Source organism: Steroidobacter cummioxidans (assembly GCF_003104955.1).
Map to the genome: position 1 here is coordinate 1 of NZ_LSRW01000089.1, position 18,664 is coordinate 18,664.

Below are 18,664 nucleotides of genomic sequence, written 5' to 3' on the forward strand. Positions count from 1 at the left end.
GAACGAGATCCAGTACGGCACGTCATCAAGAAGTCTGTTCGGATTCTTCGCGTGCTTCAAAACTCGAGTGAAGGCAGTGCCTTTGCCAACGTACAAGCATTCCAGATTGTATCGCTGATGGACGTCACAGAAGTCGTCGTCCGTCCAGATGTGGTAAACGCCCATTCTCTTGTCCAATCCACGTAGCACGTCTCTGAGCGTTAGGTCATCGATTTCGACGTCCTTAAACGAGTTCTTATGAAACGTATTTTTTTGAATCATCGTGCAGAACGTTGAATCATTGACGATGCGATGCGCATCTGGCGGTGTGGTGAGTTCGTTACGAATGACCGAATCAAACCGTGCATATGGATCAGGAGGGCAACGGCATTCACGGTCAGGATATTGAGGCATCGGAGACTCTGAAGGGATCAGAAAGTCACTAACGATAGGCATTTACAGCCCAAACTGAAGCGATTCCCTGCGCGTTCGTGATGCCGCTCACAAACCCGGCGGGAAAAAGGGTGCGGATTTATGCTCTGTGCCCACTGGAGTGTTGGTCGCGTGCATACAATAGATCTGTCCCGTTTGTGCTCTGAAGCCGGGGCGGGCCTGCGGTGCTGCGCTAAGCAGGTCAACTTGAAAGCAGGGGTCGCTCGCCGGCGTGACGCGACATGGCTTTAGCAGCTTTTTAGATGAATTCGGAGATTCGCGCCAATGTTCTTATCCGACGGACAGTGTCCTCGTTGCGAGGAATCAAGCCTCTACCTAAATACATCGGATCTCTATGAATGTCCGCGGTGCAGCTTCGTCTGTGCGTGTGTTGATGGATTGGTTGCCACAGTCATGCCATTTATAGGCGAAGGAAGGTTTCGACTTGAAGACTGTTATGTTCCCGGCTTCAATGGAACTGCTTTTGCACCAAGCAAGACTGGGGGAGTGGTCCCCGCGGTCAGTGAGATCTTCTCGTCAAGAGAAGGTCTCATGGAATATCTCTCAAAGCTTCCTCCTTCGAAGATCACGAATTCGCCGGGATGCGCATTGTCAAAACGTTTTTTCGAGGCATTCCGCCAAGGGATTCAGGCAGCCGCGGTAGGCGACTTACAAAAGATAGCTCGCTCAAGAACTGAGCGCACACAGTTCTATGCTGAGTATCTATTGCCGAAGATAGCCGACGAGCTTGGGCTCGCCCATGTCAGAGAAGAGTTCAAGGTTGATCACGTTGGCGCGATCTACAGTGCTAATGAGCACGCAGTTCCGAGATTTTTTGTTGAGTCTGAGAATGACTTTACTGGCGCTATACACGAGATCCGGAAGTTGTGCTCTCTAAATTCACCGCTGCGGGTTCTGATCACCTTCACCACTAAACAGTTCACACCAGAGCCGGCGGCGGGGGGGCTTATCGGGAACTGCGATCTTGGCAATCAATGATTCGATCTCACCATGAAGTTAACGAAGATTTTCGCGGAACCGTTGCGATCGTGGTTGTCTACGAAAGCCGCGGCCAACTTGTTTTTCAGGTATGTGCTTTCCACAGCGATGCGGATCTGTCTTGGCCGCTTTCGAGGCTGGTATGGCGAGACATTCGTTAACTTCCCATAGCGAAAGGAAGGCTTTCGGCAGGCGAGCAGTTCTGGTGTCCAATCAGATGTGCAAGCCCCGGAGTTGCTACGTTGCCTGTCCGCTCCTGGCCGGGAGCGGGCCTGTGCATTGGCAGTTATTGAACCGCCAATGTCAACGCCGGTACGCCGGAACGCCCAGATCAGCTGGCGTGGGATTCCTCTTAACCCACTCGACCGCCAATTCGGCTAGCCGCTCGTATCTGTCCATATGCTTCCCCTCCGCCACGATCCCTGCGATCTCTGCGAGCTCCGGCGCTGAAAGGGCGCTTCCCTCGGCAATGAGCGCCAGGAACGCTTCAGCCATTTTCTGATAGTCCGCGTCCCAGTTGACCCCACCGTTCCGCGATATCTCATCGCCGATCTTTCCCGAGATACGAATCACTTCGCCTTGGGCGGTTGCTGCGGGCCCCTTCGAGGGCACGAGCAGCTGCCATAGTTCGTCGTGCTGGACCGGCCACGTTGCTGGGCAAGGTACGATTGGTGAAGAGCCATCGTGCATCCGACGCCGCGCCACAGGCAGAACATCGAAGAGCTCGTAGAGGTGATCGAGAGCGGCACTTGCCTCACTCACCGCCTCCTGGTTGAAGCCGGCCCGATGGAACTCAAAGGTTTGACCAATTCTTTCAATGAGCTCCTTCGTTCTCGCCGACCGGTCTGCACCAGCAGCGAGCAGCACGTCGCAGAGTGCGGCTAACTCCGGCAGTCGGGCATTATGGGCACGCTTCAGCGCGTACTCGAGCGGGGACAAGCCGTCGCGATTTCGGGCGTCCACTTTCGCTCCATGTTCAATGAGCAGCCGCGCGTTATGGACGCTGCATGAGTCCGCAGCGGCATGTAGTGGAGTGCCGCAGGAGGGGCCGGCATGATGGACATCGGCGCCGAGCTCAAGCAGACCCTTGACGTCCTTCCGATAGTGCCGTGCGCGCTCGTGCAAAGCAGTGTTGCCCCATGTGTCTGTAGCTGATAAGTCGATTCCACGCTCCACGAGCCAGCGCGCGAGTTCGTCCGGGCAATCATTGAACGCCAACGCAGTATGTTTTCCGGCGCCGCCGCGTGCATTGACGTCGCAGACCTCGAATACTCCCTTCAACTTATCGAGATCGCCTTCTTTCAGCATCCCTTCAAAATCTTTCGGAAGCATCTTCTTTTTCGTTCTTGGCACAGTCACATTCCTTCGACAGCGCAGTCCGGCTATGAGCACGGCGCGGTAGACGTTGCGGCCGGATATTGTAGTCTACTTCAAAGATGTCGCATGTCCGCTTCTGGCCGATAGCGGCCAAATCCGTAGAAGACTCGCTGACCGTCCAATAGCAATCAGTGCCGCGAGTAAATGATTTCGCCGCTACGAATGGCACAACGGACGGCGGCAAAGTTGCGCGGCGAATCGGCAGGATCTGCATCCAGCACGACGATGTCCGCTTCCATGCCAGTGGCAATGCGTCCTCGCAAATCCTGCTCATTCCACCGCGCCGCTGGTGTCGTGGTCAGCGATGCGAGTATCTGCATGGGCGTCAAGCCAGCCTTTGCCATCAGTTCGTATTCGCGAGTCGGATCATAATCCGTCATGTAACCGACATCGGTGCCGAACAACACCTGCCCTCCCATTGCCACGAATTTGCCGAACTCCGTCACGCTCTCGTTCACGAGCTGTTCGGCGATCGCCGCCGAGACACGTTCCTTGTTTAGCTCGTACGGGAATAGTTGGAGCGTAGGTATCATCGACATTCCCGCGTCCCGAATTTGTCTCATCAGTGGCTCCGGCCAGGGCGCCGGTGCGCCTAGCGGAGGGTGGGTCAGGATGTCGACGTGAGCATCGAGCGCTTGCTGGACGCCCTGGATATCGGTCGGATGAGCGAATACCAACTTGCCTTTCCGGTGAGTTTCATTTGCAGCCGCGCTGGCGATGTCGGCCGGCATGCGCTTGATGGGGCGATCACCCTGCGGCGTGGCGATGAAGAGTTTGGTGCCATCGGTGCCGACGCTCAAGCTCTTGCGCACTGTCTGCACTGCTTCTTCAACCGAAGCCGGCTGCGGGAGTTTGTCGAGCAACTCTTTGGGCATGTGCGAGATATAGATTGGCAATCCCTGCGACGGAAACAGAGACAGGCCCACGGTGAGGATTCTCGGTCCGCGCACCTCGCCTTGCTCGATCCTGTTCCGCAGGGCCAGCGTGTTGTCGCCATCGGAAGTAACATCGAAAACAGTTGTGTAGCCGTATCGCGTCAGCATCCGCGTCAGTGCGATGTCGAGTTCTGCGGCAGACTGTTGGCGTGCGTTACGGAATTCCTCGCTAGTGAAGTGGACGTGGCTGTTCTGGAAGCCCGCCATGATCACGCCGCCGTTGCACCGGGATGCTTGCATCGCGGTCGTTGCGCGCGGCTCGGCCGTAGCGACCGACAGAATCTTGTTGCCCGCGATCACGACCTTGCCCTTTATCGGTGGCACATCGGGGGCCGAATAGATCTTCACGCCGTCCAACGCCCAAGTCTGCTGGGCCTGCGCAACTGGCGTTAAGAGTCCTGCAATAGCGACGAGCAGAATTTCCAAGCGGCAATTCGACATTTTTCAGCTTCCTTGATCAACATCCCAATTGGCGTGTTGCTGCTGGCACTGCGATGCGCCTGACGGTATTCAATGGCGCTCCTCAATCCAGCAAGTGACGTTGACCCTTGAGCCAGCGCTTTGTCGCGCTTTTGTTGGCGAGCACTTCGAGGAAGCCTTTTTGCTGATTGATGTGCGCGCGCAATTCCCGTGCGCGATGTTTGATGACCAAATGAAGATTCCGCGCGTCTATCGGGCTTGCATGCGGGAGTCCGTGATCGATGCAGAAGGCGTCTTGGACTGACCACAGCTCGGTCTTCATCGTTTCAAGCTGCTCAGAGAGCAGTCGGTTGAGCTGCTGCAGCCTTTCACGGCTGATCTTGCTTGCGTGATCCGGATCGATGAGTTCGAGACGCACCTGCGTCTCGAGCAACGTTAACAGGTCGTTGGTCGCGTACGCACGGTTAATCTGTTGCATGAGCTCGTTCTTTTCGGCGCGTCGCGCCGCGTCGGCTTCTCGATCCGGGTGGACGGCGCTTGCAAGCTTGCGATAAATCTCTCTCAGAAGTTGCTTCGCGGTCTTTGCGCTGGCTTCGGCACGCTGTTGTCCTGGAGACTTCCGACGCTCCGCCGAGCGCTCGCGCTCACGGGCTTCGTCGTTCTTCATATGCTCGTAGATGTGCTCGACGAGTTCCTCTTCGGATTCGATGTCGGCATCATCCAGATCGATACCCATGTATTCCTTCGCATGCTGTTTCAAATCGTCGATGTCTTCTCGCTTCGATTCCTGGAAGGTCATTGAGCTATAACGATCGAAGACGTCACGGATCTCGAGATCGTCTGGATTGGCGTGCAGGAGCGCTTCCGCCGTTTGGCACGCGATGTCCTTCAGCGCGGCCTGGTCCGCTATTGACCAGCCCTTGCCATCGAGCAGTCGATCGATCAGGAGAACGGTTTCGCGGGTGACCTGCCTGAGGGTCGCACGTAGTGGATAGACGCGCTCGGCGTCGGACGTTCTGAACGCGACGACCAGTTCGTTCCAATCGGCGCGTGCGCGCCGCATCGTCTCGATCTGATCGATGAGATATCGAAAGCGATCTTGATCCGGCGTCGAAGGGCTGCGTGCGGCCGCTCGTGGAACGTGTAGGAGCGATTTTCCGGACATGATCGGGGAGTGCGCGACGGGGCGCGAATTGTCCGGGATTAGTGCTCGCGCCGCAAATCGGATGTGCTTTTGTCCGGAGGCCCGCTCCTGGTCGGGAGCTGACTTCCTCTGCCAACATTGCGGTCATGGGCTAGCCTTGTTTGGGACTGGATTGTTGGCGCACGTCAATGGCGCGCAGAATCCTCAAGGCACGGTCAGCGACTGATTCTCTAACTGCGGCGTGTGCACGGGCAAGCGCCGCACGTGCGTCGCTTGTTCGAAGCTGTAGCCGAGCGCGAGCAACTTCGGTTCGCTGAAGGCGGGGCCGAAGAAAGAAATGCCGACGGGCAGATCGTCCGTCGTGAAGCCAGCTGGCACGATCAAGTCGGGAAAGCCCGTGAGGTTGGCGATGTCGACGGCGGACGCCGAGTCAGGTGAGGGTATTGCCTCCACAATCAACGGCGTCCGGCGTGATGAGGTTGGGTACACGATGGCATCAAGCTTCTCCGACGCGAGGACGCCTTCGACCACCCTGCGAATCAGCGGCAGGCCGTGATCGCGAACGGACAAGTAACGGTAGTCGTCGAGCTTGCCGCTCTCCGCTTCTTTCTTGAGCAGGTTCCAGCGCACCGGATTCGGGCTGGTGCGGCCGGGGCCCAACGAGCGCACGTTATTTGATCGCTCGATCAGCTCCTGGATGTTTTTTGGATAGCCGGGTCCGGTCGCCGCGAGATACTGGCTGACTTGGACCACGAACTCCGGGCGACGGATTGCGTTATAGAACTCCGACCTGCTGTCGAGTAGCCATTTCGGATAGCGTACGTCGACGATGGTCGCGCCCGCTTTGCGCATCGCTTCGAGCGCCGACTCCATCACCCAATCGACATCGGGATCCATGCCGAGGAAATCGCGAGCGATGCCGATACGCGCGCCCTTCAATGCGCCGGCCTTCAAGAACTGAGTGTAGTCGGTAGCGAATTTTCCCTTGCTCTTCTGGCTCGCCGGATCCGCGGGGTCCACACCCGTCATGACACCCAGTGCGACGGCAACGTCATAGACGCTGCGTGCCATCGGACCACCGGTATCGAAAGACAACGCCAGAGGAATGATGCCGTCACGGCTCATCAAGCCATGCGTTGGCTTCAAACCCACGATGCCGTTGGCGGATGCGGGGCCACGAATCGAGCCGCCGGTGTCCGTACCCAAACCGATCGGCGCATACGCGGCGGCGATTGCGGCACCGGTGCCGCTGGAGGAGCCGGACGGGGTGCGCGTCAAGTTATGAGGATTGAGCGTTTGGCCGCCGAGCGAGCTGTGCGCGGTGCCCGAGGCGAACTCGGAGAGATTGAGCTTGCCCAGAATAATGGCGCCAGCGTCGCGCAGCTTCTTGACGACGAAAGCGTCATCGGGCGGCACCCAGTTCTCAAGCAACACCGAGCCACCCGTGGTGGGCATGTCGAACGTATCGTAGTTGTCCTTCAGCAGTACCGGCACGCCGTGCAACGGCGAGCGCGGGCCCTTGCTCTTGCGTTCGGCATCGAGCGCGCGAGCAGTCTCGAGCGCTTTGGGATTCAGCATGATGACGGCGTTGATCTTCGGGCCCTGGTCGTCATACGCCTCGACGCGCGCGATGCAATGCTGGACCAGTTGTTCGGACGTTAGCGTGCCGGCTTTGAAGGCTTGGTTTAGATCCGCGACCGTCGCTGCGTCGAAGTCGACAGTAGCGGCTCGCGCGCAATGGAAGTAACCGATCAGCAACGCGGCCACAGTTGCTAGGCCACACGAACGCTTCGATGACACGGAATGTTCTCCGGGGGTCTTGTTGCCCAGCGAAGATACCAGGATGCATGCCTGCGCGGCGACTGATGAATCCATGCATGCAGGCGGCACGTCGCGACCGATTTTTGTCGTGAGCTCGGTTTGCCACGCTCTTGGAAGGGCGCTGGTATTTCATTGCATGAACAATCGCGACCGAGGCGATCTTGTCGCCACGAGCAGTAGCATGGTCGCAAACCGACCCGCAGCCGACGTTTCTAATTCAAGAGCGCACTTCGCTGCTTTGAACGTTTCAGTGAGCGCGTGAACGCGTAACTTACTTTGTAAGGTCTCCGCTTGCGGCACTGATGATGCAGTCGACACCGCAACTCCTCGCTGCTACCGTCCCAACCGGTGACCCACCGGAGCAACACCCTTGCTGACTGGAACCTGCCACTGTGGCGCATTGAACTGGACCTTGGACGGCGATCCCGGTCCGATCACCGCGTGCAACTGCACGCTCTGTCGGCGATACGGCGCGCTGTGGGCCTATGACTATGAGGGTGAGAGAATTCATATAGCGGGGCCGAGTTCCGTTTATACACGTCCCGGCAAAGCAGATCCCGCCCTGGAAATTCGCTTCTGCCCGACCTGCGGCTGCGTGTTGTGCTGGCGAGGGCTGCGCCTCGAGAAAGATGGACGGCGCCGCATGGCGGTGAACGTTCGGCTTGCACCTCCTGAAGCCGTTGCGGATCTTCCGATCGATCATTTCGATGGGCTGGATACATTCGACGATCTGCCCCGCGACGGGCGCTGCGTACGAGATCTATGGTTCTAAGCAGTGAGCGGCAGGCTGTCGACTTTACTAACATCACGCCTGCGTCACTTGTATATCAGCTATTGCAAGTAGTTGATGGGCCGACGTTCCAGCGAGGTGGGCCGTTTCTTGCCTGTCGATGCAGAAGAAAACATCCACTGCACGGAGGCAGCATGCGCTCGTTACCCATTCGTTTGATTCATCTACTCCGCTCAATGATTGTTATCGGCGGCAGCCTGCTGCTCGCTGAGACGGCTTCGGCCGAGCTGATTGCGTCTTTCAACGCTCGCGGCGGAAGCGGTGGTGGGCTCGCGTCTGGGGATGTCGGTGCGCCGGGCGCCGGATTCTCATTGCAGTTCGGCAGTTATGCAGACGGAGTGTGCCTGGGGTGCTCTTCATACCTTGACCCGATGGAGAAGGTAGGAAGCTTCGAATTCAATCGCGCCAACGCGCCGATGTTCGATGCGTTCGTCGCGCTCCTGGCCGACGATCGCAACGACATTCTCTCGACCTACTTCAATCGCTATCGCAGCGACGGTACCTTGAGTGGCGGAGGTGGTGGAGGTAACCGGGAGGAGCGTCTCTTCACGGTTTTGCTGACACCGGAAGTTGCCGCCAGTATCGATTCGGTTCGCCTGACCTTCACGTTGGATTACCAAGAGACGGCCACGGGCTGGGACGCGGCGTATGTAGCCACTTGGCAATTCTTCGGCACGCCAGGCCCGCTGTTTGAGGGGCCTTATGAGGTGCCGCCGAAAACGTACCCCGAGCCCAACACGGTTCCCGAGCCGGCCACGATGACCATGATGTTGGCAGCACTGGGTGTGACCGCAGTGGCTCGGCGGCGTCGGCAGGCGGCGCTGCATGCGCTTCGCGAGCCTGCATGATCGTGCACCGTCCGTTGTCGGAACTCGCGTTGCTGATCCGTCCTTGGGGGACAGGCCCGCTAAACTGACCCGCGGACGGAGGCGAACGATGACTCAGAATGTGATTTGTATTTGGTATAACGACGGGGCTGAGGAAGCCGCCAGGTTTTACGCCAAGACTTTTCCGGACAGCAAGGTGACCGCGGTCCACCACGCGCCTGGCGACTTTCCAAGTGGCAAGGAAGGACAGGTGCTGACCGTGGAGTTCACGGTGGTGGGCGTGGCCTGCCTCGGCCTGAACGGCGGTCCGGCGTTCAAGCAAAGCGAAGCTTTTTCATTTCAGATCATTACCGAGGACCAGGCTGAGACCGATCGGTACTGGGAGGCCATCGTCGGTAACGGCGGCGCCGAAAGTCAGTGCGGATGGTGCAAGGACAAGTGGGGCTTGTCTTGGCAGATCACTCCGCGCGTGCTGGTGGAGGCCACCACCGATCCAGATCGTGCGGCAGCGAAGCGCGCGTTCGATGCGATGATGAAGATGAGAAAGATCGATATCGCTACGATCGAAGCGGCACGACGGGGATAGCTCAGACCCCGGGGCAGAGCCTGTGGAGGCCGGGGCAATCTGCCCCGGCTGAGAGCCGGCTCTGCGCCTTATTTCGGCTGTGCGTATTTCATCCGTATTTCTGCCCGTTGAGCGATTTTCTTGCCGTCGTGCTCCACGGGCTCGAACGTCCATTGTCGAAGTGCCTCCACCGCGGAGGTGTCGAAGATGCCCGCAGGGTGGGCTTCTTTGATTTCGACGTCGGTCACCGTGCCATCCGGCAGCAAGGTGAACCAAAGCAGCACCCAGCCTTCGACGCCGGCGGCCGACTCGGGCCATGTTGGGAGAATCGTGTGTGTTCGCTTCAGTGTTGCTGCCGATACACGGTCCCGCTCGGTAACGGATGTTTGATCCGCTCGAGCGTAAGAGGCTGCGCCTGCTGTTATCGCGACTACAAGAACCAGCGAGAGAACCTGGGCCCGAACCATGGGGGTCACTCCTTACGCCGCGTCGAGTTTGATGTTTGGCTCGATTCCAGCTGTTTAGACCCGTCTGGTCAAGGCGTTTTGCGTTCCGCGCCGCCCAACGTGTAGGTCGCCCGCTGGATGCTCCCGGAGGGCTCACATCGACTTCGGTAGGCGGTTCCGATAGGCGCCACGTCGACTTGGTCTTCACCAATGAAGGTGAAGCGCACGGCGGCGCTTCCGTCAGCGAACAGATACGAATTCGCGGACTCCTTGCTGGCCACGCCTTGAATGTCACACTTGTGCCAATCCTTTGCCAGCGTGAGCAGGTGGAAGCACAGTGCATCCTGATCGCGTGCGACGACGGTCAGAACGTCCGTCGCCGCGACCATTTCCGGGGTGTGCAGGATCATGCCGCCGGGAGTGATGACGGTATGGCTCACATCATTGTTGGGAGCGACGGTGGGAATTTGATGGAGACGGCCGTAGCTAACGGGTGAGGCTGTAGCGGAGATTGGACAAGAGTCGGGCGGCGCGGCGCTCGCCGGCACCAAATAGAACATGAGGAATGTGAGCGCCTTGCCGTTCATACAGACATCATGCGAGTAGTCCAGCGTCGGCCGCCGACGGGCGGGTTCGCGGCGCTGATCAGCTGTTCGGAGCCTGAGCCGTGAAAACCGCCAATTGATCGGCGAAAGCGCGCTGGTACGCGGGCCGCGCTTCGCCGCGAGCGATATAGGCGGCGAGGTTCGGATATTTCCCCAGATCGCCGGCTCTGCTGAACCGGCGCAGCACCGTCACCATCAGCAGGTCAGCGGCGCTGAACGCACCGTCGAGCCAATCGGCATCGCCAAGGTGCTTGGAAAGTTCGTCCAGTCGTACCTGGACCCGATGGTCGAGCATCGCCTGGCGCTCCTCGTACCAAGGCTTGTCGCGCTCCAAAATCATCGCCATTGAACGTTCAAAGATCGGCGGCTCGACCGTATTGAGCGCGGCAAACATCCACGCGATCGCGCGTGCTCGGGCATGCGCATCCTCTGGCAGCAGGCCGGCGTGGCGCTCGGCGATGTGGAATACGATCGCCCCCGACTCGAACAGGGCCAGCTCGCCCTCTTGGTAGGTCGGAATCTGCCCGAACGGATGCAGCCTGCGATGGGCGGGTTCCTTCATCTCAGCGAACGAGACGAGTCGCACGTCGTAAGGCTGGCCCACCTCTTCGAACGCCCAGCGCACGCGCATGTCACGGGCCAGTCCCTGGCCGCGATCGGGCGAGCGTTCAAAAGCCGTGATGGTGGGGGTCATGGGGCAGGTCCTGGGTGAGGGCATAACTGCAAGACGAATGAGCCGGGCCGCAGCCGACAACGGGAGCCCGCTCTCATTCTGTCTCAGTCGCGCGCTCGAAGATGCAGCTCGCGCCGCTTGTAATCGATGATCACGGTATCGAGCAGGCCGATGATGTCCATGCCGATCAGCAGGGCGGGGGTGTCGGTCATCTTCCAGGCGTCGAAGATGTACATGTCGCCGAAAGTGATTTGCATGCCGCGCAGGGTGAGGTCGCCGAGCTCGACGGCGGGAGAGAGCAGGGTTTCGCCTTTCTGGGCATCGAGCGTCACGCCGATGATGATGTTTTCCACGCCCTGGCGCTTTCTCTTGGCGAGGGCGGCGCGCAGGCTGCTGTTGCCGATCGTGGATTGCGCGCCGGTGTCGAGCATGGCACGTGTACGGACGCCGGCGAGCCTCACGTCGAACATCAGTAGATGTCCGTAACGCAGCTTTACCGGAATGCGGGTGAAGCCGTTGGCGCGCACCGGGCCGGTGGAGCGCAGGATGGAGATCTCGTCGTTCTTGAAGTCGATACTGATGCGTTTGTCGCCGAGGCCGTCTGCGCCGAGCACCCCTTCAGCGCCGCCGAACACGTCGGGCACGATTGCGACCTGGCGATCGCCAAGAAACAGGTCACCGACCTCGATGCTATTGACCTTGATGGCCGGCACGACGGAGGAGCCGGTCGCGCCCAGCACCTTCAGGACATTCGGCCCCGTGGGGGCGCCGATCTTCTTGGCGAGCGAGGGAACGACGGCGGTTCGGTTCGCGCCGGTGTCGAGCACCAGGCGGTAGGGGCCTTTGCCGTTGATGTACACCGGCGCCCAGACACGGCCGATGCGATCTCTCAGAGTAGGGGCAACGTAGCGCGGCTCGGGCGCAGCGACGATGACTTCCTCGACAGTCGGGTCCGTGGGCGGCGCCGGTTGTGGAGTGGGTGGGTTATCAACATCGTTCGCCAGGCACGCAAGCGGCGCCAACGATGCAAGCGCGAACAAAATCACACGCGGGGCCATATTTATTTCGACACCAGTCAGGCGCCAGCCTCCCCAATTCCCCCAGATCCACATGAATTCTCCGAGCTTTCCGCGCCCGGTCGAATCCTAGCCTGGCGATTAGAGCATGTCGTCGGCCATTCGTTCCGACGACTTGACCCACTGACCGTTCCAACCTTCGGCTTCGAATCGGGTGGTCATCGGGAAGCCCGGTGGCCGGCGCTGCTCGAAGCGGTTGTCGTACTCGATTTCTGTCGCGTAGCGCGGCTCGCTGGCTGACAGGCTGCCGGCCGACAGGCTCCCGAAAATTTTCAATGTTGCCGAGCGCGGATGATCGATGTCGCGCACGACAAAGCGGCGGCCAGCAAAAATGGCCGCATGAATCGTCAGGTCGCCCGGACCGGTCATGCCCGGCGAGGCGATTTCGATATAGCGATCGCTCACCAGCCCGAGATAGTCGCGGGAGGACGGGTCGCGGCGCGGGTCGTTGGCATAAGTGAGATCGTCCTCGATCACGATCTTGGTCGGGGAGTAGACCAGGATGTTGCCGGCGACCACCCCCTGCACGTACAGCGTCGAGCCCATGTTGCCGACGAAGTACACCGGATGCTCCGAAGGTTTATTCAAATAGCCCGAGCCCGGCGCATTACTCGTGCGCCACATGTAACTGCCATCGGCGAAGAAACGGATGCGGGTGTCGTCCGTGAGCTGATGGATGCGCGCCTCAGGGTCGTACGGCGCCCAGGCAAAAGGCTGCAGCGACTGCGGCAGATTGATGCGGTTCGTGTGTGTTTCTATGCCGCCGGCGAAGATGTCCGACTGGCGCCCGCGACCTCTTGCGGACATTTCGAAGCTGCGTGCCGCGGTCGTCACTTTGCCCAGAAACTTCGGCCCGACGCGCGAGTCGTGGTACACGTTGAACTGCGAATTGCTGTGAAAACGGCCGACGATGACGTCATCGTGCAACTGGACCATCGGATCCCAGCGATCCACGACCTGCGTGAACTGCGAGAACGCGAGCCGTTTGAGCATGATTCGTGTCGACATGAGCTTGCCGTGGTCCGAGGCGCTCACTTCGGCGACGACCCGATCGAGCGCGGTACCGTCCCGAGCACGCTCCCACACCATCCTGGCGGTGTACTGCTTGCCGTCCTGTTCCCATTGCAGCGGTGTTTCGGGCTTGTTTTGCAACTCTTCGGCGAGCTTGGCCAGGCGTTGCGGCAGTGAGGTCTGTTCCTGGATCGAGGCCAGGAAGGTTGCTTCAGGCGGGGTGACTAGCGCGACGACCGCAGGCTGCGGCTGCGTTGGAATGTCCGGTGGTGTGATCTCCGCATCGGCAGGCTCGCTGCGGACGGCCTCGGAAGCGGGCAGCGGCAACTCGGGCGGGGCGATGGAAATCTCGGCGGGCAGGGCCGCTGCCTGCATCGGCTCGACGGGCCGCAGCTCGATACCTTCGGCGCGGTCGACCTCGGGCGCTTCGATCAGCACCAGTTGTGCGAACGACTCCTCGTTGGAGCCGATGCCATCCTGGGTGCCGCCCAGGACGAAAGCGATGATGAAAATCGTGAGGTGAAGCGCACCCGACACAACTGCCGCCAGCGTGCGTTGCGCATTCTTCGTCTCGAGAAGGTCAGCAAGCGCCATGGTGCCCCCCTGCGTGAAGGCAGGGATAGAGTATGCCGGCCGGGCCAAAAGAAACAGTCCGGCCTTTGGTCGAGGGAGACTTAGTACCTGACCAGGGGCTAGTCTGAACGGGAGGCGCGAGACACCGTAGGTTGGCAGTGCTGGGGGTTGACTTGGCGGCTGGCGAGGGCGGCACACAGGTTGATGCTGTCGCCGACCGGGGTGGTCTGTACCAAAAGGTCGCGGACCTCGGCGGGCTTCACCCGGTGTGACAGTAATAAAGCGATGCCCCCAGAAACATTGGCGGCCGCCATGGAACTGCCCGAGACAAAGTCATAACCGTTTGGCGATATCAGCGTCAGTACATCCGTACCGGGGGCGAGCAGCACATCGCGAGCCGTGTGCCCATGCCCGACCGCATCGACGACCACCACGCCGGGAATTTCGGACGGAAAGCCGGCAGCCTCGCCGGTGGTGGGGAGGGCCGCGACAACAATCATGTTGCGTGCGAGACCGTGCTCGACCAGGCGGCGTAACAGCGGATCGCTCGGTCCACCCAGACTCAGGTTCACGATGTTGGCTTTCAGCTCGATGGCATTGGCGAGGGCGAGGGCGAGCGTGAAGCTGTCGCAGACCGCTTGCGAGGGATTGGCAGGCGGGGACCAGCATGCCGCCAGCGCATGCACGTCGGCCTCCGGTGCCACGCCGACAATGCCGAGACGATTGCCGCCAGTCGCCGCAATGATGCCCGTTACCGCAGTTCCGTGAGCGGCGGGGCGAAGCCGTTGTCCTGTGAAATTGCTGACAGAGATATGGCTGCCCGCAAAGTCGGCGTGCGAGGTGTCCACGCCTGTATCGATCACTGCGATGCTCACCCCTTTGCCTCGGGACAACGCATGCGCTTGCGGCACGCCCATCGTGGCGAGACTGCCCTGCAGGCCGATGTACGGATCGTCGTATGGCGTCTTATCGGCCCGGCCGAGCGTGACAAACGCATTTAACGGCTGTGCCGACTCGACTCTCGCATCGCTGCGCAGCCGCCGCAGCAGGTCGGGCTGTGTGTCGCCGTCATTCATCTCAAACACGATGCAGTGAATACTCAGCAGCGCGATCGGCCACTCGCGCACCGGTGTCATCTTGTAATACCTGGCGATCTGGTGGGCCGTTGCACGAGTGGTTGGCGCGAGCCCGTAGGGCGTGGCCGCGCCGTAGTCGCGTGGTGAAGAGCCGGCGCGTGCGGACGGCATCGCGTCGGCGTTGTGTAACGTGATGACGACGAATCGCTCGGGATGCGCGCGAATCAAATCCTCATTCGGCGTCTCGCGAGTGAGCTGCGTGCAGCCGGCGATCATCAGCATCGCGAGCAGTGCAGCCAGGCGCTTCATAGACTGGGTCCGTCTCCGGCAGCCAGGTGGGTCGGCTCGGCAAACAAAACCTCTGGGTGGGCACGCAACGTCACGATGATTCGTTGCACGTCCGTGTTGTCCGGCGTCGCCAGCGTATAGACACCGGCCTCGCTCGGCCCGGCAATGATGGTTGCTTCGACTTGTCGCAACACCTCGTTGATATCTTTCACCGAAGCGTCTGGAGCGAACACGACTCGCACCGTCGCTCGCAGATCCGACACTTCGGGGGTGGGCGCGGAGAGGGTTCGGTATTCCGGCTGTCGCACCGAAGTAAACAAGGCGCTGGCGAGCGCCGCGATAGCAACGGCCTGCAGCCAGATTGCCGCGATCAGCCACGGTCGTTTGATGCCGCGACGCTCGGGTGTCTCAACGGGTTGCGCGTCGATTTGCGTGAGCAGCTTTTGCCACGAAGCGTTGGGCGCAGTGATTACATCGTCCGTGCCGCGCATGTGACTGTGGAGGGCGCGATGTCGCTGCAATTCCTCACGGCACTCGGTACAACTTTCAGCATGGGTGAGCACCGCGCGCTGTTCGGCGTCGGTGGCCCGGCCGTTCACGACCCAGGGAATCAACTCCCAGCAGTGCTCATGATTGGTGTGCGTTCGCGGGTGCATGCGAGTTTCACCGGCTCTGATTATTGTCCTGGGGCATGCTTTGCGGATAACCGGCCAGGCGCGGCAACAGTGCGCTCAACTTGCGACGCGCGTGGTACAGGCGTGTCTTGACGGTGTTGATCGGGCAGCTGGTGATGATCGAGATTTCTTCGCAGGAGTGACCGAGCACATAGGCCAGTTCCAGACACATGCGTTGCTCGATCGGCAGTTCCTGCAGGGCCTCCTCGATCCACTCCTGAGTCTCGCAGGCCTGCATGCCATCGGCGCTGACCAGCGTATCGGTGGCATCCAGTTCCATGACCTCGAACGAGCGCCGCCGCCGAACGCTCTTCAGTGCGCGTCGGTACGCGATGCCGACGATCCAGGTGGAAACACGGGAGTCGCCACGAAACCGCTCCGCGCTGTTCCATACGACCAGCAAAGTATCGTTGATGACCTCTTCGGCGAGATCCTGCCGCTGCGTCAACCGCATGAGGAAGCGCGACAGACGACGGTGATACAGCAGATACAGCTCGCGCAAGGCGGTGCGATCGCGCAAGCTCACACGACGAATGAGCGCCAGCTCTGCTTCGTTGTTACTGAGCGCAGAGGGTTTGACGACAGTCGCCAATCGCGGACTCGACTCGTTATAAGTGCGCGTCATCACAAAGGTGAGTACCCCTGGCGAGCCGAACGGTTCAATGCTGGTTGCCGAATCTCCAGATCACGGTGCCCAGCCACGTAATCGCTGCACGATCGTGCCCGAAAAGCTCTCGTGCCGTGGGGTCCGCATACGTATAGGTGAGATGAACTGTCAACCGGTCCGATGAATGCATCAGGCCAGCGTGGCCATACCAGTATTGCTCGCCGAACAGCTCGCTCAGATCTCGATAGCCCACGCCCACATTGCCGGACCAGCCCGCCAAGAGGGGTTGGTTGGCGCTCAATTCATAGGACAGCGTCGAGCGGTCATGCGCGTAACCACGATCGCTTGCGTCTGAATAATTCGGCGACCAGGCGACAGTGGCAAAGACCGTGGACCGATATCCCAGCGACGCGGTGACCTCGTCGTAGTCATAGCTCACGTAAGACGCGTCGTCTGGATAGAAGTAATGAGTGGCGGTCAGCGACGTGATCCAATCCGGACTGAGTCGCCAGGTGCGTGCCGCGTAGACGTCGATCTCAGTGCGCGCGTCTTGCCAATCATACCGATCGATCGAAGAGGCCCACGCGCCAACCGTCCAGCGCTGATCGATCTGGGCACGCAGTCCGCCCTGCACAGCCGGCTTGCCTTGGGTTTGCGACAAGCCTTGCTGAATGTAATCGCTGGTCAAGGCCAGCGAGCCGGCCCATTTGACCTCCGCGTGCACAGCGTTGAGAGGTGCGATGAAGCCCAGCGTGCACCCGAGGAATGATGCAATCGGTCGTCGAGCAGTGGACGAGACATCGTTGACGATGAACGTGCTCATGTCGGGACATTGGCGCGCTGCTTGTCCGAGAGCATTCTCGGGAGCAGCAGCATACGCGCATCGACGGCCCATTGAGTACTGTCGAATAGTGTTGCCCGGCTGCGTGCAGTTGTCTTACATCAATTGTTCTGGGCCCCCTCGGTGATCCATGCTCTGACATTTGCAATCAATGACGGATCGAGCGGTGCACCAGCCATAGGCATTTGCGAGCCGATGATGTCGGAGGCGCCTTCGATCTTGTGCACCAGATAACTTGCATCCGGATTGCCGGGGCTCACTCGCAGCAGCGAGGGATTCTCGATACTTGGCACGCCTGCAATCGCCGCAAATGTTGCGGCGGTGCTCGTGAGATCCATCGAGGCGGGCAGCGAGCTGCCACCGCCGGTGTGACATACGGAACAAATCGGCGTGAAGATAGTGCGTTGCAGTTGCGTCAGTGTGACGGTTGAAGCCGGCGTTGGCGCCCCGACAACCAACGACAACTGGCCCCGCAGTGCACCGGCCGGCTCTTCCGGTGTAAGCACATCGACAAACAGCATGCCAGCGGCGAGGTCGGCGAGATCGGCTGCGGTAAGGCTTTGCCCCTCCGCAAACCAATGCGATGCCAGTGTCGGATCTTTCATCAATGAGAAGATCGGTGCGGAAGCAGTCTGACCGGCGGCACCATTGCCTACGGCCGCTGCCGTTGCATCGTCCACGCCGGTTGTTTGGATGTGCACCGTCGCTTTCGCAGTTGCCTGGTAGATGGTCATCGCAGCAAAACCGGCCGCCGAGTTGGGCGCGGGGGGCACGACGCTGGTGCCGCTCATGTCCGCGACGGCGAGGTCGATGCCCTGTGGGAGAAGCTGTCCACGAATCTCGCCGTCGGGGAAGCCGATGGAGTGCGCATCTATGTATAGCTCGCCGGCGAGCAACGCGTTGATCTGATCGGGTGTCAGTACGGCTGCCGACGCCGGCACCCAGCTGTTCGGATCACTGCCGCTCTGCGCCAGGGTGAGGATCGCCGGGCCGTTGGTGCCCGCAATACCCTCATGAATGTCTGCGAATATCGCTGTGATGCCAATGAACGTGACAGTCCCTGTCACTGCACCCGTCACCAGATTGAATGTGAACTGTCCGATGCCAAACGCGGCAGAGCCGGTTCTGGGATAGACCTCGGTGGAGGTCACTGCGACATTGATGACCACGTCTGAGGTTTCGATGGCGGTCAAGCCCACGGTCCCATTCCCTGATGCGCCGGCCCCTGCAGTGATGGATGCTGGTGGCGCAGCCTGGGCAATTGTCAGCCCAGAGCTATGGTCGTCTCCACCTCCGCCGCAACCACTGACTGCTATCAATGTCATTGCAAGCAAAGCTGAAATAGCTCTGTGCACGCGCATATTTACATTCCCAACGAGCGCCTCTGCCAGGGATGTGTGCGTGAGTACCTGAGCGTCGTTTGGAAAGTTCAACGCGACAGAATGAACCTGCTGCGCGTGCGTGGGCACCCACGCCAGCGAACAACAACGCCTGGGTGAATGCAT

General features: G+C 60.1%; 18 protein-coding genes and 1 pseudogene. 4 read left to right on the forward strand and 15 right to left on the reverse strand.

What is annotated here, in order from left to right; translation table 11 throughout:
- A pseudogene (locus D0550_RS35740) lies at positions 1 to 393 on the reverse strand (hypothetical protein); the annotation flags it as partial.
- Between the two features lie 570 nt (positions 394 to 963).
- On the opposite strand from D0550_RS35740, the gene D0550_RS30545 reads away from it, so the two are divergent.
- Positions 964 to 1,410: a hypothetical protein gene (locus tag D0550_RS30545; protein WP_153067425.1), complete on the forward strand. Its 447-nt coding sequence runs from the start codon at positions 964 to 966 to the stop codon at positions 1,408 to 1,410.
- Between the two features lie 303 nt (positions 1,411 to 1,713).
- On the opposite strand, the gene D0550_RS30550 is transcribed toward D0550_RS30545, so the two are convergent.
- The 4 genes from D0550_RS30550 to D0550_RS30565 form a co-directional block, all read right to left on the reverse strand.
- Positions 1,714 to 2,742 carry an ankyrin repeat domain-containing protein gene (locus D0550_RS30550; RefSeq protein ID WP_116812981.1) on the reverse strand — a complete coding sequence of 343 codons (1,029 nt, stop codon included), beginning with the start codon at positions 2,740 to 2,742 and terminating at the stop codon, positions 1,714 to 1,716.
- A gap of 173 nt (positions 2,743 to 2,915) precedes the next feature.
- Positions 2,916 to 4,163: an amidohydrolase family protein gene (locus tag D0550_RS30555; RefSeq protein WP_116812982.1), complete on the reverse strand. Its 1,248-nt coding sequence runs from the start codon at positions 4,161 to 4,163 to the stop codon at positions 2,916 to 2,918.
- Between the two features lie 82 nt (positions 4,164 to 4,245).
- Positions 4,246 to 4,878: a J domain-containing protein gene (locus D0550_RS30560; protein WP_161966139.1), complete on the reverse strand. Its 633-nt coding sequence runs from the start codon at positions 4,876 to 4,878 to the stop codon at positions 4,246 to 4,248.
- A 612-nt stretch (positions 4,879 to 5,490) separates the two neighbouring features.
- A complete protein-coding gene (locus D0550_RS30565) occupies positions 5,491 to 7,086 on the reverse strand; it encodes an amidase family protein (protein ID WP_206606638.1) in 1,596 nt (531 codons plus the stop codon).
- A gap of 391 nt (positions 7,087 to 7,477) precedes the next feature.
- Between D0550_RS30565 and D0550_RS30570 the strand changes: the two genes are divergently transcribed.
- From D0550_RS30570 to D0550_RS30580, 3 genes are all read left to right on the forward strand, one after another.
- A complete protein-coding gene (locus tag D0550_RS30570; protein ID WP_116812985.1) occupies positions 7,478 to 7,879 on the forward strand; it encodes a GFA family protein in 402 nt (133 codons plus the stop codon).
- A gap of 152 nt (positions 7,880 to 8,031) precedes the next feature.
- Complete coding sequence (locus tag D0550_RS30575) at positions 8,032 to 8,745, forward strand: PEP-CTERM sorting domain-containing protein (protein WP_161966140.1); 714 nt, start codon at positions 8,032 to 8,034, stop codon at positions 8,743 to 8,745.
- Positions 8,746 to 8,833: 88 nt separating this feature from the next.
- The gene (locus D0550_RS30580; RefSeq protein ID WP_116812987.1) at positions 8,834 to 9,310 is read left to right on the forward strand and encodes a VOC family protein; all 477 of its coding nucleotides are present in this window, start codon (positions 8,834 to 8,836) and stop codon (positions 9,308 to 9,310) included.
- Between the two features lie 68 nt (positions 9,311 to 9,378).
- Here D0550_RS30580 and D0550_RS30585 read toward each other — a convergent pair whose 3' ends face one another.
- From D0550_RS30585 to D0550_RS30630, 10 genes are all read right to left on the reverse strand, one after another.
- Positions 9,379 to 9,756 (reverse strand): energy transducer TonB, encoded by a 378-nt coding sequence (locus D0550_RS30585; RefSeq protein WP_153067427.1) that lies wholly within the window; start codon positions 9,754 to 9,756, stop codon positions 9,379 to 9,381.
- Between the two features lie 68 nt (positions 9,757 to 9,824).
- Positions 9,825 to 10,322 carry a hypothetical protein gene (locus D0550_RS30590; protein ID WP_116812989.1) on the reverse strand — a complete coding sequence of 166 codons (498 nt, stop codon included), beginning with the start codon at positions 10,320 to 10,322 and terminating at the stop codon, positions 9,825 to 9,827.
- A 58-nt stretch (positions 10,323 to 10,380) separates the two neighbouring features.
- Entirely contained in the window at positions 10,381 to 11,034 is a 654-nt protein-coding gene (locus D0550_RS30595; protein ID WP_116812990.1) for a glutathione S-transferase family protein, read from the reverse strand.
- 83 nt (positions 11,035 to 11,117) lie between these two features.
- Positions 11,118 to 12,053 (reverse strand): retroviral-like aspartic protease family protein, encoded by a 936-nt coding sequence (locus D0550_RS30600; RefSeq protein ID WP_206606639.1) that lies wholly within the window; start codon positions 12,051 to 12,053, stop codon positions 11,118 to 11,120.
- Between the two features lie 117 nt (positions 12,054 to 12,170).
- The gene (locus D0550_RS30605) at positions 12,171 to 13,694 is read right to left on the reverse strand and encodes a hypothetical protein (protein ID WP_116812992.1); all 1,524 of its coding nucleotides are present in this window, start codon (positions 13,692 to 13,694) and stop codon (positions 12,171 to 12,173) included.
- 98 nt (positions 13,695 to 13,792) lie between these two features.
- Positions 13,793 to 15,058: a S8 family peptidase gene (locus D0550_RS30610; protein ID WP_116812993.1), complete on the reverse strand. Its 1,266-nt coding sequence runs from the start codon at positions 15,056 to 15,058 to the stop codon at positions 13,793 to 13,795.
- A complete protein-coding gene (locus tag D0550_RS30615; protein ID WP_116812994.1) occupies positions 15,055 to 15,693 on the reverse strand; it encodes a S8 family serine peptidase in 639 nt (212 codons plus the stop codon). Before D0550_RS30615 ends, D0550_RS30610 begins: the two co-directional genes overlap by 4 nt.
- A gap of 7 nt (positions 15,694 to 15,700) precedes the next feature.
- A complete protein-coding gene (locus tag D0550_RS30620) occupies positions 15,701 to 16,303 on the reverse strand; it encodes an RNA polymerase sigma factor (RefSeq protein WP_161966142.1) in 603 nt (200 codons plus the stop codon).
- Positions 16,304 to 16,370: 67 nt separating this feature from the next.
- Positions 16,371 to 17,141: a TorF family putative porin gene (locus D0550_RS30625; RefSeq protein WP_161966143.1), complete on the reverse strand. Its 771-nt coding sequence runs from the start codon at positions 17,139 to 17,141 to the stop codon at positions 16,371 to 16,373.
- A 119-nt stretch (positions 17,142 to 17,260) separates the two neighbouring features.
- A complete protein-coding gene (locus tag D0550_RS30630) occupies positions 17,261 to 18,358 on the reverse strand; it encodes a CHRD domain-containing protein (RefSeq protein WP_161966144.1) in 1,098 nt (365 codons plus the stop codon).
- Positions 18,359 to 18,664 lie beyond the last annotated feature (306 nt).

Excerpts from the sequence above, each read along its gene's own strand:
- D0550_RS30625 (WP_161966143.1), bottom strand. The coding sequence starts at position 17,141 with ATGAGCACGTTCATCGTCAACGATGTCTCGTCCACTGCTCGACGACCG.
- D0550_RS30545 (WP_153067425.1), top strand. The coding sequence starts at position 964 with ATGGAATATCTCTCAAAGCTTCCTCCTTCGAAGATCACGAATTCGCCG.
- D0550_RS30580 (WP_116812987.1), top strand. The coding sequence starts at position 8,834 with ATGACTCAGAATGTGATTTGTATTTGGTATAACGACGGGGCTGAGGAA.
- D0550_RS30555 (WP_116812982.1), bottom strand. The coding sequence starts at position 4,163 with ATGTCGAATTGCCGCTTGGAAATTCTGCTCGTCGCTATTGCAGGACTC.
- D0550_RS30615 (WP_116812994.1), bottom strand. The coding sequence starts at position 15,693 with ATGCACCCGCGAACGCACACCAATCATGAGCACTGCTGGGAGTTGATT.
- D0550_RS30590 (WP_116812989.1), bottom strand. The coding sequence starts at position 10,322 with ATGAACGGCAAGGCGCTCACATTCCTCATGTTCTATTTGGTGCCGGCG.
- D0550_RS30605 (WP_116812992.1), bottom strand. The coding sequence starts at position 13,694 with ATGGCGCTTGCTGACCTTCTCGAGACGAAGAATGCGCAACGCACGCTG.
- D0550_RS30560 (WP_161966139.1), bottom strand. The coding sequence starts at position 4,878 with ATGGGTATCGATCTGGATGATGCCGACATCGAATCCGAAGAGGAACTC.
- D0550_RS30610 (WP_116812993.1), bottom strand. The coding sequence starts at position 15,058 with ATGAAGCGCCTGGCTGCACTGCTCGCGATGCTGATGATCGCCGGCTGC.
- D0550_RS30575 (WP_161966140.1), top strand. The coding sequence starts at position 8,032 with ATGCGCTCGTTACCCATTCGTTTGATTCATCTACTCCGCTCAATGATT.
- D0550_RS30550 (WP_116812981.1), bottom strand. The coding sequence starts at position 2,742 with ATGCTTCCGAAAGATTTTGAAGGGATGCTGAAAGAAGGCGATCTCGAT.
- D0550_RS30585 (WP_153067427.1), bottom strand. The coding sequence starts at position 9,756 with ATGGTTCGGGCCCAGGTTCTCTCGCTGGTTCTTGTAGTCGCGATAACA.
- D0550_RS30595 (WP_116812990.1), bottom strand. The coding sequence starts at position 11,034 with ATGACCCCCACCATCACGGCTTTTGAACGCTCGCCCGATCGCGGCCAG.